The organism is Nonomuraea sp. NPDC047529 (assembly GCF_040642995.1).
In the GTDB taxonomy this organism is placed as follows: domain Bacteria; phylum Actinomycetota; class Actinomycetes; order Streptosporangiales; family Streptosporangiaceae; genus Nonomuraea.
In genome coordinates, this window is record NZ_JBEYTJ010000005.1 from 79872 (window position 1) to 94078 (window position 14207).

General features: G+C 67.5%; 13 protein-coding genes and 1 tRNA gene. 9 read left to right on the forward strand and 5 right to left on the reverse strand.

Annotation, left to right across the window (positions count from 1 at the left end; genetic code table 11):
* Positions 1-12 precede the first annotated feature (12 nt).
* From ABZ815_RS10580 to ABZ815_RS10590, 3 genes are all read left to right on the forward strand, one after another.
* A complete protein-coding gene (locus ABZ815_RS10580; protein ID WP_357696245.1) occupies positions 13-582 on the forward strand; it encodes a 5-formyltetrahydrofolate cyclo-ligase in 570 nt (189 codons plus the stop codon).
* 23 nt (positions 583-605) lie between these two features.
* Positions 606-2111, forward strand: coding sequence for a potassium/proton antiporter (locus tag ABZ815_RS10585; protein WP_357696247.1), 1506 nt, complete (start codon positions 606-608; stop codon positions 2109-2111).
* 69 nt (positions 2112-2180) lie between these two features.
* Entirely contained in the window at positions 2181-2480 is a 300-nt protein-coding gene (locus tag ABZ815_RS10590) for an FmdB family zinc ribbon protein (protein WP_357696249.1), read from the forward strand.
* A 33-nt stretch (positions 2481-2513) separates the two neighbouring features.
* Here ABZ815_RS10590 and ABZ815_RS10595 read toward each other — a convergent pair whose 3' ends face one another.
* Positions 2514-4481 carry an MFS transporter gene (locus tag ABZ815_RS10595; RefSeq protein ID WP_357696251.1) on the reverse strand — a complete coding sequence of 656 codons (1968 nt, stop codon included), beginning with the start codon at positions 4479-4481 and terminating at the stop codon, positions 2514-2516.
* Between the two features lie 110 nt (positions 4482-4591).
* Between ABZ815_RS10595 and ABZ815_RS10600 the strand changes: the two genes are divergently transcribed.
* Genes ABZ815_RS10600 through mscL form a run of 3 tightly spaced genes read left to right on the forward strand, consistent with a single transcriptional unit; the run spans position 4592 to position 6411 of the window.
* Positions 4592-5401, forward strand: a complete 810-nt coding sequence (locus ABZ815_RS10600; RefSeq protein ID WP_357696253.1) for an S-methyl-5'-thioadenosine phosphorylase — start codon at positions 4592-4594, stop codon at positions 5399-5401.
* Positions 5398-5979 carry an SAF domain-containing protein gene (locus ABZ815_RS10605; protein ID WP_357696255.1) on the forward strand — a complete coding sequence of 194 codons (582 nt, stop codon included), beginning with the start codon at positions 5398-5400 and terminating at the stop codon, positions 5977-5979. The genes ABZ815_RS10600 and ABZ815_RS10605 overlap by 4 nt, the downstream gene beginning before the upstream one ends.
* Before the next feature lie 33 nt (positions 5980-6012).
* Positions 6013-6411, forward strand: coding sequence for a large conductance mechanosensitive channel protein MscL (gene mscL / locus ABZ815_RS10610; protein ID WP_357696257.1), 399 nt, complete (start codon positions 6013-6015; stop codon positions 6409-6411).
* Between the two features lie 9 nt (positions 6412-6420).
* Here mscL and ABZ815_RS10615 read toward each other — a convergent pair whose 3' ends face one another.
* The gene (locus tag ABZ815_RS10615) at positions 6421-7398 is read right to left on the reverse strand and encodes a D-alanyl-D-alanine carboxypeptidase family protein (protein WP_357696259.1); all 978 of its coding nucleotides are present in this window, start codon (positions 7396-7398) and stop codon (positions 6421-6423) included.
* A gap of 1679 nt (positions 7399-9077) precedes the next feature.
* Between ABZ815_RS10615 and ABZ815_RS10620 the strand changes: the two genes are divergently transcribed.
* A tRNA-Arg gene (locus ABZ815_RS10620) sits at positions 9078-9150 on the forward strand.
* A 280-nt stretch (positions 9151-9430) separates the two neighbouring features.
* Here ABZ815_RS10620 and ABZ815_RS10625 read toward each other — a convergent pair.
* Entirely contained in the window at positions 9431-10444 is a 1014-nt protein-coding gene (locus ABZ815_RS10625; RefSeq protein ID WP_357696261.1) for a hypothetical protein, read from the reverse strand.
* 126 nt (positions 10445-10570) lie between these two features.
* On the opposite strand from ABZ815_RS10625, the gene ABZ815_RS10630 reads away from it, so the two are divergent.
* Positions 10571-10870 carry a nucleoside triphosphate pyrophosphohydrolase gene (locus tag ABZ815_RS10630; protein ID WP_357696263.1) on the forward strand — a complete coding sequence of 100 codons (300 nt, stop codon included), beginning with the start codon at positions 10571-10573 and terminating at the stop codon, positions 10868-10870.
* A gap of 173 nt (positions 10871-11043) precedes the next feature.
* Here ABZ815_RS10630 and ABZ815_RS10635 read toward each other — a convergent pair whose 3' ends face one another.
* Entirely contained in the window at positions 11044-11322 is a 279-nt protein-coding gene (locus ABZ815_RS10635) for a GIY-YIG nuclease family protein (protein ID WP_357696662.1), read from the reverse strand.
* 21 nt (positions 11323-11343) lie between these two features.
* A complete protein-coding gene (locus tag ABZ815_RS10640; protein WP_357696264.1) occupies positions 11344-13227 on the reverse strand; it encodes a DUF2075 domain-containing protein in 1884 nt (627 codons plus the stop codon).
* Positions 13228-13523: 296 nt separating this feature from the next.
* Between ABZ815_RS10640 and ABZ815_RS10645 the strand changes: the two genes are divergently transcribed.
* Positions 13524-14183 carry an HAD family hydrolase gene (locus tag ABZ815_RS10645; protein ID WP_357696266.1) on the forward strand — a complete coding sequence of 220 codons (660 nt, stop codon included), beginning with the start codon at positions 13524-13526 and terminating at the stop codon, positions 14181-14183.
* The last annotated feature ends 24 nt before the right edge of the window (positions 14184-14207 follow it).

Sequence of the window (14207 nt, forward strand, 5' to 3'; positions counted from 1 at the left end):
GTGGAGGTACCTGTGGACAAGCTGAACCTGCGTCGCCAACTGCTCGCGGCGCGCACCCGTCTGTCCTCCGAACAACTACGGGCAAACGCCACCAAGGTCCGCGAGACGCTGCTCGAACAGCCGTGGGTCCAGATGGCCGGTCTGGTGGCCTGCTACTGGTCGGCGGGGTCGGAGCCGGAGACGCACGGTCTCGTGTTCGCTCTGTGGAAACACGGCGCGACGGTGATCCTTCCGGTGCTGAAAGAGGACAATGACCTGGATTGGGCGGTCTACGACGGCCCGGACACACTCGCCCCGGGCCGCTTCGGCATCATGGAACCGGTCGACACGCGTCGCGGCGTCGACGCCGTCCGCACGGCCGCGCTGGTGATCGTGCCCGCACTCGCGGTCGACCGCGGCACGGGGGTGCGCCTCGGACGCGGCGGCGGTTCGTACGACCGCGCGCTGGCCAGGGTGGGGCCGAACGTCCCCACGGTGGCCCTGCTGCACGACGGCGAGCTGATCGACGACGTGCCGGCCGAACCGCACGACCACCGGGTCCGTTTTGCGATGACGCCGGAAGGACTCACTAGGCTTATGTGACCGAAGGGACGAGAGGGGACCGGATGACGCTTGATGTCTGGCTCCTGATCGGCGCCGGAATTGTCATCGCGGCCATCGCGTCCGTACGCGTCGCACATCGCAGCGGTCTGCCCAGTCTTCTCCTCTTCCTGGCGCTGGGTCTGGTTCTGGGGGCCTCGGGGTTCGGCGCGAAGCTCGAAAGCCCGCAGGCCGTCCAGCAGATCGGCCTGATCGCGCTGGCGGTGATCCTGGCCGAGGGCGGTCTGACCACGACCTGGTCGCACGTCCGCAAATCGGTGCCACTCGCCCTGATCCTGGCCACCGTCGGCGTGACGGTGAGCATCGTGGTCGTGGCGCTGGCCGTCCAGGGGCTGCTCGGCATGGATCCGACCGCGGCGCTGGTCCTCGGCGCCGTGCTGGCCTCGACGGACGCGGCCGCCGTCTTCTCGGTGCTGCGCAGGTTGCCGCTCCCGACCCGGTTGGCGGGGGTTCTGGAGGCGGAGTCCGGCTTCAACGACGCGCCCACGGTCATCGCCGTCGTGCTGCTCAGCGGGGCGTCGCAGCGGCCGGCGTCCGTGGGAACGTTCCTGCTGGAAACCGCCATCGAGCTGGTCATCGGCGCGGCCGTGGGGCTCGCGGTCGGGCCCGCGGGCGCGTACGCGCTGCGCCGCGTCGCCCTCCCGGCCTCCGGCCTCTACCCGATCGCCGTGCTGGCCCTCACCTTCGTCTCGTACGGCGGCGCGGTGCTGCTGCACGGCTCCGGCTTCCTGGCCGTCTACCTCACGGCCCTCATCCTGGGCAATTCACGCCTGCCGCACCGCGCCGCGACCAGAGGGTTCGCCGAGGGCGCGGCCTGGCTGGCGCAGATCGGCCTCTTCGTCATGCTGGGGCTCCTGGCCTCGCCCAAAGAGCTGCCGTCGGCCATCGTGCCGGGCGTGATCGCCGGGTCCGTGCTGGTGATGGTGGCCCGTCCGCTGTCGGTGCTGGCCAGTTCCACGGTGGCCCGCGTCCTGCGACTGGACCGGGTGAGCTGGCGCGACCAGGCGTTCCTGTCGTGGGCGGGGTTGCGCGGCGCGATCCCCATCGTGCTGGCGACCATCCCGTGGGCGTCCGGCGTGCAGGGGTCGAAGGAGATCTTCAACCAGGTCTTCGTGATCGTGATCGTCTTCACGCTGCTGCAGGGGCCCACGCTGCCGTACGCGGCCCGGCTGCTCGGGGTGAGCGCGCCCGGCGAGGCGCACGACCTGGAGGTGGAGTCCGCGCCGCTGGAGGAGCTCAAGGCGGACCTGCTCCAGGTCAAGGTGCCCATCGGCTCACTCCTGCACGGCGTGGAGATCTTCGAGCTGCGCCTGCCCGCCGGGGCGGCCGTGACGCTGGTGGTCCGCGACGGCAAATCGTTCGTGCCGGACAACAGCACCCGCGTCCGGGCCGACGACCAGCTCCTTCTGGTCACCACGGCCGCCTGCCGTGACCAGGTCGAACGCCGTCTGCGCGCCGTGAGCCGCAGCGGCAAGCTGGCCGGCTGGCACGGAGAGCGGGGGTTGGAATAGGTGTTTGGCCCAATCGGTTAGCATTAGCAGTCGCATCGCTCGAGTGCCAGAACGTATAAGGAGGAGCGCGTGCCGACCTACCAGTACGCCTGCAACGACTGCGGTGAGCAGCTCGAAGTCGTTCAGAAGTTCACCGACGATGCGCTGACGGTGTGCCCCAACTGCCAGGGCAACCTGCGGAAGGTGTTCTCCGCCGTCGGCATCGTGTTCAAGGGTTCGGGCTTCTACCGCACGGACAACCGCTCGTCGTCCTCGGCCTCCTCCGCCTCTTCGACCACCCCGTCGAAGCCGGCCGAGAGCAAGTCGAGCGAGTCGTCGTCCTCGTCGTCGTCCACCCCGGCGCCGGCGCCCGCGGCGGCCTCCAACTAGGCACGTCGACCCCGCCCGCACGGGCGGGGGCCCTCATCGAGGCCGGTCGGCGTACGCGCCGAGCAGTTCCGGCGCGATGCGATCGACGAGCCGCTCCAGCTGTGGATCGGACCCCCAGTCGGCCACGAGCCTGCTCAGCCCCTCGCACGAGCAACGCACGAGCCTCAGGGCCGCCCGGTCCCCCTTCGGCGTGAGCCGCAGCCGCTCGCCGTCGTCAGAACGCTCCACCAGCCCCTCGTCCACCAGCCGGTCGACGTGGGGCCGGCCGTGTTCCCTGCTGACCTTGGCGCACTCGGCCAGCTCTCCCGCCCCGACCCAGCCCTTGCCGTTGAGCCTGGCGAGCACCCACACCCCTTGCGGCGGGACGCCGCTCAGCCCGGCCAGCGCCCCGAGCCGTTCGTAGTAGCCCCTGCGCAGGTCGGCATCGGCGAGCCGCATGAGCCCCCGTTCGACCTCCTCCAGCGACGACCGCTCGGCCGACGTGGCGCCCAGCCCCTCGCCCAGGTCCGCCGCCTTGGTGGTCTCCCTGAGCCGCGTCTGCGGGATGAACCAGCTCAGCACGAACGCCCCGAACATCACCGGCGCGGCCACCCGGAAGACGGTCGCGATGGCGTCGGCGTACACGTGGAGGAACTGACCGGCCAGCGCGGGAGGCAGCCGCTGGATGACGGTCGGGTCGCGCTGGATCCTCGACGGGTCGAACCCCGCCGGCAGCCGGGCCCTGGCCAGCACCTCCCGCAGGTCGCCGTTGAGCGTGCCGGTGAAGACCGCCCCCAGCGTGGCGACCCCGAAGGACCCGCCGATCGAGCGGAAGAACGTCGCCCCCGACGTGGCCACGCCGAGGTCCTTGAAGTCGACGGCGTTCTGCACGACGATCACCAGCACCTGCACGGTCATCCCCAAGCCGATGCCGAGCACCAGCAGGTAGCCGCCCATCGTCAGCAGGCTGCTGCGCTCGCTCAGCCCGGACAGCAGGAACAGCCCGATCGTCGCCACACCTGTGCCCGCGATGGGCAGGAAGCGATATTTGCCGGTCTTCGAGATCACCAACCCGCTGGTGATCGACAACGTCAGCATCCCGGCCATCATCGGCAGCAGGTACACCCCGGACAATGTGGGACTCACCCCATGCACGACCTGCAAGAACAGCGGCAGGTACGTGAGCGCCCCGAACATCGCGAACCCCACCACGAACCCCACCGCGGACGACATCGCGAACGCCCGCACCCTGAACAGCCCCAGGGGCAGCACCGGCTCCGCGGCCCGCCGCTCGACGGCCGCCCACGCCGCGACCAGCGCCGCCGCGGCCAGCGCCAGGCCGGCGATGACCGGACTCGACCAGGGATAGGTCGACCCGCCCCAGGTCGTGATGAGCACCAGGCACGAGGTCGCGCCGCCGAGCAGCACCACCCCGGCGTAGTCGATGCGGTGGCTGGTGCGCGTGTCGTCGCCGGGCAGCGCGGCCGCGATCACGGCCAGGGCGATCGCGCCCAGGGGCAGATTGATGTAGAACACCCAGTGCCAGGACAGATGGTCGACGAACAGCCCGCCGAGCAGCGGCCCCACGATGCTGCTGACGGCGAACACGGCGCCGAAGAAGCCCTGGTAGCGCCCGCGTTCGCGGGCCGAGACCACGTCGCCCACGATCGCCAGCGCGAGCACCATCAGGCCGCCGCCGCCCAGGCCCTGGACCGACCGGAACCCGATCAGCTCCCCCATGTTCCGGCTCAGCCCGCAAAGGGCCGATCCAAGGAGGAAGATGATGATCGCGGTGATGAAGAGCTTCTTGCGGCCGTACTGGTCGCCCAGTTTGCCCCACAGCGGCGTGGAGACGGTCGAGGCGAGCATGTAGCCCGTCACCACCCACGAGAGCTGCTCCAGCCCGCCCAGGTCGCTCACGATCGTCGGCAGGGCCGTGGAGACGATGGTCTGGTCGAGCGAGGCCAGCAGCATCCCGAGCATCAGCGCGAGGATGATGAGGCCCAGCCCTTTTTGCCGCATGCGGCGATCCTACTCTTCGTACTGGTGTGCGTACGCTCCGCGTTCAGGTTATCCACAGAACCGCGTTCGGCGTTCTCGGCGCCCTCGGCCGTCCGGCTACTCTCGGCGCCATGGTCACTCGCGCAGACATCGGCGTCCTCGGCGGTTCGGGCTTCTACTCCCTCCTCGACGACGCGGAGGAGATCGAGCTCTCCACCCCCTACGGGCCGCCCAGCGACGTCGTCACGGTCGGCCGCATCGGCTCGCGTTCGGTGGCGTTCATCCCCCGGCACGGCCGCGACCACCGCTTCCCGCCCCACCGCATCCCCTACCGCGCCAACCTGTGGGCGCTGCGCTCGCTCGGCGTGACCCAGGTGCTCGCCCCCAGCGCCGTCGGCTCGCTCAAGGCGGAGTACGGGCCGGGCGCCATCGTCGTGCCCGACCAGATCGTCGACCGCACCTCGGGCAGGCCGCAGACCTATTACGACGTCTCGGGGGCCGTCCACGTCTCCTTCGCCGACCCCTACTGCCCGTCCGGCAGAGCCGCCGCCGTGGCCACGGCCCGCTCCACCGGCTGGGGCGACGTCGTCGACGGCGGCACGCTGGTGGTCATCGAGGGCCCCCGCTTCTCCAGCCGGGCCGAGTCCCAGTGGTTCGCGGCCAACGGCTGGTCGATCGTGGGCATGACCGGCTACCCCGAGTCCGTGCTGGCCCGTGAGCTGGCCCTGTGCTACACCTCGCTCTCCCTGGTCACCGACCATGACGCCGGGGTCGAGGCCGGCCAGGGCGTGACCCACGACGAGGTGCTGGAGTTCTTCGCCCGCAACGTCACCCGCATGCGCACGCTCGTCGCCGAGACCGTCCAGGCCCTGCCCGTCGACCGCACGTGCCCCTGCGGCTCGGCCCTCGACGGCATCAAGCTGCCCTTCGAGCTGCCGTGAGCAGGCAGCCCGCCTGGTTGCGCGCCTGGGCCCGGCGCCGCCGCCTGATCGCGGCGGCCCTGGCCGCGCTCGGCGTACTGGCGGCCTATGTCGCCCTGCGTCCCGCCGCGGGCCCCGAGGTCCTCGTGGCCGCCCGCGACCTCGCCCCCGGCCTCCTGCGTCCGGGCGATCTCCGTCCGGCGCCGCTCGACCGTCCGCCCGACGGGGCCGTGCGCTCGTACGCGGCCGGCCGCTACCTCGCCGGCCCCATGCGCCGGGGCGAACCCCTGACCGACGCCCGCCTGCTCCATCCGGTGCCGCTGCCGCCGGGCACGGTAGCCGCTCCGGTGCGCATCGCCGACCCCGACGCCGTCGCCCTCATCTCCCCCGGCTCCACCATCGGCGTCCTGGCGGCCTGGGAGGGCGGCCGGCCGGCCCAGCTCATCGCCGACGACGTCCGGGTGATCACCATCCCGCCGGCCGCCGACGACTCCCGCACGGGCGGCGCGCTGGTGGTGCTGGCGGCCACTCCGTACCAGGCGGCCCAGCTCGCCGGCGCCCAGATCTCAGGACGCCTCTCCATCACCTTCAAAACGTAACGCCGAGTAATCGTTCGACTACGCTTCTCGGCCATGAACGGATTCAGAAAGTTCCTGATGCAGGGCAACGTCCTCGACCTGGCCGTCGCGGTCGTCATCGGGGCGGCCTTCAACTCGATCGTGCAGTCGTTCGTCGCCGATCTCCTCACCCCGCTGATCTCGGCCTTCGGCGGCCTGCCCGACTTCTCGTCGCTGAAGATCACCGTCGGCGACTCCAACTTCATGTACGGCAAGTTCCTCAACGCGTTGATCTCGTTCCTGGTGATCGCAGCGGTGGTCTACTTCCTGGTCGTCAAGCCGTACACGCATTTCAAGGAGCGCGCCGCGGCCCAGATCGAGGCGAAGACCCGCGACTGCCCCGAGTGCCTGTCAGAGATCCCGAAGGCCGCCTCACGCTGCGCCTTCTGCAGTGCCGAGGTCGTGCCCGCCTAGAGACCCGGCTCAGAGCTGCGAGTCGATCTTCGGGTCGTACTCCCAGTGCCACGGCTCGAACGGGCTGCTGTAGGCCCAGGCGGGATGGAACCACCCGTACCTCTTGGAGTTGTTCTCCATCCACACGAACTCCGTGGACCGGAACCGCTCCACCCCGCCGCACAGGTCCACAGCCAGCCCGAGACCGTGGTTGCTCCGCCCCGGCACGGCGGCGAACCCCGGCCGCCGGTAGTAGACGGACTGCTGCTCGGCCAGGCTCCGGTAGGCGTCCGTCACGCAGATCGCCTTGCCGAACCGCCTCCGGTAGGCCTCGTTGAGGCTGACGAAGGCGATCGTGGCGTCCGCCCGCAGACTGAACCCCTTCTGCTGCAACGGACAGAGCATGCTCTTGGGGATGAGCCCGTTGGGGAAGTTGTTGGCCGTGGCGGCCTGGAGGGGGTTGCAGCCCAGCGCCGCCCGTCCGACCTTGTCGATCTTGATGCCGAGCTTCACCAGCGCGGCGGTGAGCGACTTGACGATCTTGTCCGAACGCTGCCTGAGCGTGTCGATCTCGGCCGCCATCTGAGCCTCGGCCAGCAGGTTGCCCGCCCGCAACTCCTGGGCCTCGGCGGCCAGCCCCTCGGCCTGCTTGTAGAGGGTGCTGGTCTGCTCGACGGCCTGCTGCCTTACCGCGACCATCTGGGTGGTGTCCGAAAGCGCCCGCAAGGTGCCGACCCCGGCGTCCCCCGACAGGAACGGCACCACGCCGTCCGCCCCGATGGGCTGCTCGTAGAGCAACTCCGCCAGCTGCGAGACCGGCTGCCGGATGACCGCGAGCCTGCGCTCCAGGTCCTGCAGCCCGTTCAGCTTGGTCTTGAGCTCCTTCTCGGAGGCCGCGATCGTGGCGCGCCGCTTCTCCAGGGCCTTGGTGGCGTCCTCAAGCTCCTTGGCCGACCGCTCGGCCTCCTTGCGCAGCTCCGCCAGATTGCTCGGATCCCGCCGGTCCATCTGGGTCCGCGCCTGAGCCTGCGCCGCGGATGGCACGAAGAGAGAAGCCATCGCCATGACGACCGCGATCAGACCCGCTGATCGAGGGGATGGCACGTTCGACTCCTCCGTTTGCACACTCGTTACCCGGGTCAGGCACGCACGTTACTACAGCCCCCCGAGTGTCCGGACCGAACTCCGAAGAGCTGCTATGAGACAAAAAGCGCACTATGTACGGCTCCCCCTCCCCACCAGCACCGTCACCCCCTACGCCCGACTCTCCATGAAGTCCTGCGCCTTCCCTGAGCCCTTTGGTGTGGTTTCGCCTTCGGCGGCGCGGGATCCGGCGTCGCTGTGCATCCTGGGGTCTTCTACGTGGATGCTTCGGGACGGCACGTACTGGGCAGATGTGTCAGCCGCAGTCCTGACCTGCATTCCCTGCGGGTCGTAGGCCGTACGCCGGCCCGCAGCCATCCTTGAGTCGACTGTCGAGGCGTGGCATCGCCCTGACCGGCGTCCGGCTCCTCCCCGTCGCGCGTTCCAGCACCTTTCCTCACCCTCCACAAGCCTCCAACGTGCCCTTTGTCACGAAATCGCACGACACACCCACCCGCGCGGAACCCCCCAGGCACCCGAGCTCCTACGGCTCGGCCGTCGTGCGGGAAGGCCAGCTTGCCCCTACCGCCAGCGCGTCCTGGAGATCACCGCCGACAGCCTCCGTAGGGACACCTTCCGAAGCCATGCGGCCTGCAGCGAGTATGCAGCTCCTGAGCTGCGCCACCTGCCCAGCAGCCCCTCCTCATAGGAGGCGCACCGCCACCAACCCCTGCGCCCTACACCGACCTTGCACCGAGCCACCGTCAAGAGCTGTCGAACGCCGACAACCGATGTCCCACCCGCCAGAGCTGTCCGAAAGGGTAGATCCAACTCCATCAACCACCACCAGACTCACCCAAGCCACTCCCGCCGCCTCCAGACGCCACGACATAGAGGGACCAGGTCGCGCGGGCATGAACCGTCGCCGACCGGGCGACACCGCACACGACGAGCGCACCCTCCTCAGCCCCTGCCCGCCGCCGCCCTCACAATCCCGACAGCCAGCCATAGCGGGCATTCTGCGCCGCCTCCTGCTCACGCTCCCGGCACATGTCCCACAGCCAGGTGTCCTCCCACTCCCCCGCACATCCAGGCGAGGGCTGCGAAGGCGTAGTCGCGTACGGCTCCTCCTCAACCACCGGAGCCGGATCAGGCGCAGGCTTAGGCGCCGCGGGCCGCATCTCCAAGGCCTCGGACGCCTCAGAGACCTTCCGCACAGGCGCCGGAATCACCCCTCCGTACCGCCGATCGGGATGCGCGGGCGCGGGCATCCACACAGGCTCGAACGCCAACCGCACCGCCCTCCGCCCCTCCATCCCCACCGGCCCACCAACCCCCTCAAACCCCCGCATGTCCCCAGCCAACAGCCCGCCGGCAAGAATCGCAGGAGCCAACAACGCCCCGAACAACACGACGGGCCGCCTACGAGCTTGCGTGGATCGCCTCCTGGTCACAGGCAGACGCTATCCACGCACGAAGCGCAGGAATCTGACCGCTTGTCATGCCTTTACCGCAGCTCAGAGCACCCATAACCAACGTCACCAAACTCACCCCGGCCCGAAGGCCCACGCACTGTCCAACTTTCGCTAGGCTTACGAGAGTCCGCCTCCGTAGCTCAGGGGATAGAGCACCGCTCTCCTAAAGCGGGTGCCGCAGGTTCGAATCCTGCCGGGGGCACTCATCTCCACCAGGCATTTCGCCTTCTGACCTGCGGTTTCTCAGCCGCAGGTCTTTTGCTTACCAGACCCTTGATAGGCCGCCGAGTGCACCCGAATGCAGCCGTAGGACAGCGCTCTGGGGACATGCGGGGGATGATCTTGGTGACGTCCCCGAGGCACCCTGCGCCTGGGTTCATAGCCAGCCGAGCTTCCCTCTGCCGCCCACTTTCTCCTGCAGAGGACGAGTTCGGGTGAGCCTCGACAGGCACGGCGGTGAACCCTCTGACCGTCCCGCGCCGCTATTGGAGCCGGCTACGCACCTCGTTGATGAAGTCCCACCATTCGCCGACCCGTCCACCTGAATAGCCGTGCCCCTTCAGCGTCAGTTGAAGGGTCCGCTTCAGCGGATGCGGCGACTGCATGATCGCCTCGTTTCGCAGAGCCAGACGAGTGAGCTCGCCCTGTGAGGGCGACTGGTTGCTCTTCTGCCCGTTGCAGAGCCGATGTGCGGGGGCAAGGTTCCAGATCGCGTCCAGGTCGACTTTTGTACCGCTCAGGAGCCGCTTAAAGGAGTACGGAAACACGTGGTCGACCGCGACCTCGTCGACACCGGGGATGAGCGGTTGGGCGCAGATGATGCAGCGGCCATGCTGAAACCCGATGACAGCGTCAGTAACCCCGGCAACTGAGCGTCGCCGTTCTTTGTCGGTGATCCGCAGCGTCGTCAGATCGACCGCGACGCCCTCCTCCACAAGACTTCGCCCTACACCCGCGGCGAAGGAGGTCTCAACGATGCTCCACCTGGCGGCCAGTTCCGCCTGCAGGGTTGCCCTCTGCTCCGACAGAGCGACCTCACGCAGAGGCTCTGTCAGCTTGACCACCCGTTCGCGAGCGCTGCCGGTCACCTCGTAGAAGCGATGGGGTATCTCAACACCGCCGTTGCCGCGCAGATTGTGAAACTTCTGCATCACCATCTCGGGCATCGACTTCATCGCGGCGGCGAGCAGCTTCTCGGTGGGTGAGCCAAGCTGTACGGACTCCGCGGTCTCCTCCTGAGCCACGGTCAGGAAGTCGGCTCCCCCAGTCGCGCTCCGCTGCGAGGTCTGTGGTGCCTGTGCCAGATGCTCCACCAGGCTCATCGCATATGGCCTGGCCAGCTCCCGTAGAGGGATGTCGGTGCGCCCCTCGGCAGCGGCGCCCAGCAGCGCCTCCCCCAAGGCGAACTTGTAGGTACGCGAGTTGGCGCCCATGAGCACCGCCAGCCTCCATGAGGAGCGAGCGGTCGGTTCTTCGCGAAAGAACTCCACAGTCATCCGTACATACCAGCCTTGATCGCGTTTCGACCGGTTCAGGGTAGTTCGCGATCACCTGGATGTCACTGAGGCTCGATAGGCTCAGAAGCCTTGCAGGTAGGGCGCTCGAAGTGAAGGACGTGGAGCATGGGCAAATTGGTTCGGGACAAGATTCCGGACATCATCCGTCAGGGCGGTGAAGAACCGGTCATTACCGTGCTCGACGGCGTCGACTACCGCAATGCTCTGCTGACCAAACTGTTTGAAGAGGCCACCGAACTCGGCGAAGCGTCTCCCTCCGAAGTCGCGGAGGAGATCGCCGATGTGTACGAAGTTCTGCGTGCGCTAGCTACGGTCCATGGGCACGCCTGGAGTGCGATCGAGAAGGTGGCGGCCAACAAACGCGAGGAGCGCGGAGGGTTCCACCACCGTCTCTACCTGGCGTGACTGGTTCTTGCCCCGTCCGGACCATGAGGATCTCTGCTCAGATCTAATTCGTGGCAGAATGAATGACCCTGCGGGGATTCGCAGCGTCCTGTAACTCCTCAAAAGTGTCGGTGACGTGATCTCCAAACATCCTGAAAGAGCGATGAGCACACGCGTGACGTCGGCCGCAAGCTTCAAGAGCTGATCGGCAGGCCGCGAGCATGGGCGCGCGCCGAAGAGCGGAGACCGCTCAAGTACGGATGAAAAGCATGACGGCGGTTCTGATCCAGATTTAGGGGAAGATCCAGCTGAGCGATCAGCGCAGACTCCCCCGTCCAGGGCTCCTCATGACGAACCCAACACACCCGGGCGTGTTCCGCCATCCAATCCGTCAGTTCCCTCTCGCCGGCCTGGCCGAAGGTCAACCGCTTCCCGCTACCTACCCGTCGGAGCTCGCAACGGGTACCGGGCAGGTTCTAACTCTGCCCGATCGTTCATGCCTGCGATTCCAGCAGTCCTGAGAGGAACTCTTGCGTCGCCCGATCGACCGAGTACACGGCGGTGCCCATCATGCCGCGGGTCAGCAGCACCTTGTAGGTGTTGCGGATCAACCGGTCCGCCTGTTCGTCGCTGACCCCCTTCCGCATGAGCGCTGGGTCCTTGCTGGCGCTGCGAACAGTGACCAACCTGCCGTCGCGGTAGACGAGGTCCGGACCGAAGATCACGCCGTTCCAGTCGTACTCGAAGCCCTGCGCCGTGTAGACGCACCCCACCTGCTCGAAGCCACCGGCCGCCGAGGCCCACAAGGCACTGGCCGGCGCGGTCCCCACGGCCCTGTCACCCTTGACGTTCCATGGGCGCGCCCAGTCACCGATCCGCACGTCGGCGACCAGGCTGTCATCTCCATTCGGCGCGCTCCAGGGCCAGCAGAACCCGGCTGTCATCCGCGCTGAGTAGCCCGCTTGAAGCCTGGCTCGCAGCGTGGCCTCCAACTCGTACGGAGACTCGGTCAGGGAGACAGCGAAGTGGTCGTCCCCCTTCCACGCCTCTGGCGAGTCGCCGTCCAAGCCCAGCAGGCGCAGCACCCACTCCTCGTACTTGCGGCTCCCACCGCAGCGGAATTGTGCGTCCAGGTCGACTTGGTGCACGGCGAGGCCGAGCGATTCGGCGTAGGTGGTGATGTCGGCGACGCGCCCCATCTCGCCGGGCCGTACCACCTGATGCTCATCCAGCAAAAAAACCGGCACTCTCGCCGCGTTGATCAGCTCATCCAGCTGCGGCCGGCCTGTTCGCTGGTCTGATCTGGTGAACCTGTTGGCCGAGGTCTCGCGAATGCGGTGGGCCTCGTCGCAGATCAGGACATCCACGTCATTGGGGTTGGCGGTCATGAAGTTGTTGAAGTACTTGAACATCCCCTTCAGCCGGGTCGACCCCTTGGCGACGACGCGCCTCATCGTCTCGGTGAAGGAGCGTGAACCGGTGGCGTGCAGAGCCGAGTACCCACGTCCGGAGAGCTCGCCCAATAGGGACAGCGCGATGACGCTCTTGCCGGAACCCGGCCCTCCGGTGATGATCACCACCTGCTTCGAGTTGCTCGCTCGAGCCTTCTCCACCGCGTGCAGGACCATCTCGTAGGCCAACCGCTGCTCGGCCAGCAGGACGAACTGATCGCGGTTCTTGATCTCGCCGGCAGCGACCTTGAGCAGTTGCTTGGACGGCCGGATGGAACTGGACAGCAGGCGATCGGCTGCAGCAGCCCCGGGCTCAGGCGCGAACTGTGCCTTGAGGTAGTCGACGAACTGGCCGCGGCGTGTCTTGCTGAAGAGCCGGGTGCGTTCGTCCTCGACATGGTCGTAGAGATCGTGGATGTCCGGGTCGCTGGCGTTGTGCAGGTAGGCCACTCCACGCACGGCGTTGTGGTGCTGGTCCAGGGCTCCGACAAAGTCGGCCAGGTATTCGCAGTAGCCCCGCACTTGCACGACCGGGTGAAGCTTGGGTCGCGGCCCCATGCCGGACACCAGGACCATTTCAGCGTCGTCCTCGTACAGCTCGGCCTGGCTCCACTGCTTGAGCTCGACGATCAGGTAGGAGTCGGCTCCTGTGCGCCGGTCGCGTCCGGCAAGAATGACATCCGCCCGCTTGCTGGTTAACGGCAGTTGGTACTCAATCAGCATCTCGACGCCACCGAGCCCGGCTTCCATCAGATCGCGGGCCAAGATCGGGATGCTCCGGTCCCAGGACCTACGCTCGCTCTTGCCTGGATTGATGCCTTGGGTGGCGCGCATGTTCTCGGCGATCACCTCGCTGAGGACGCGTTCGGGCACCGACTCAGACACCAACTGGACAAGGCTTTCCGCCGAGTGCCGGAAAACGGCCACGGATGTACCCCCAGGCAGCACGAAAGACTCGTGCGGTATGGGGGCGTGTCCGCAACTGGGGCGGAAGCCCGTCGGGCCGCATCACCGATGCGTCAAAGATTAGCGGGATCTTGCCTGGATCCACCCCCGGATAAGCCGACGAAGGCCTTGAGCGGAGCAGCCGGCGTCACCTCTCCGCATTTCGCAGGCGCCAGGCCAGTTGATGCGACGTGATGAATCGGAGGGCACTGGCCGAGGTACTCAGCGGGCCACAGGACGGACTGTTGTCGTGGGATGTTCACACCTAGGGTGTCATCGTGCAGCGCCTTGCCCTCTTCGACCTCGACAGGACGCTCATTGACCTCAGCGGCGCGTTCCTGCGCTGGGCCGAGGAGTTCGCTGAGCACCATCACTTGCAGCCGGAAGACATCTCCTGGCTCACCTTCCTGGATCAGGGCGTACACCCTCATCGAGACGTCTTCTTCACCAAGGTGCGTGAGCACTTCGCGCTGCAGGAGCCGGTCGAAGAGCTGTGGGCCGGCTACCGTCAGCGGATGCCGTACCTCGTGAAGTGCTACCCAGGCGTCCTGGCGGGGTTGGCTGACCTACGGGCCGCGGGGTGGCGAGTAGGAATCGTCACGAATGGCATGGCGGACAACCAGCTCGGCAAGCTCCATCGAACCGGCCTGGCCGACGCGGTTGACGGCTACGCCGTGTCGGGGGTTGAGGGCGTCCGAAAGCCGGATGCTCGCCTGTTCCAGATCGCCGCCGAGCGGTGCGGAGCCAGCCTCATCGATGGCGGTTGGATGGTGGGTGACAACCTCATCGCGGACATCGCAGGTGCTCACGCTGCGGGTTTGCGCGGGATCTGGGTCGATCGAGGTACGTGGCCGGGGCACGAACATCGAGCCGATCACGTGGTGGCGGACGTAGCCGAGGCGATTGCCATTATGCGTGATACGCATCAGCCGAGATAAACGTTGAGATTATGCCGTATGAGT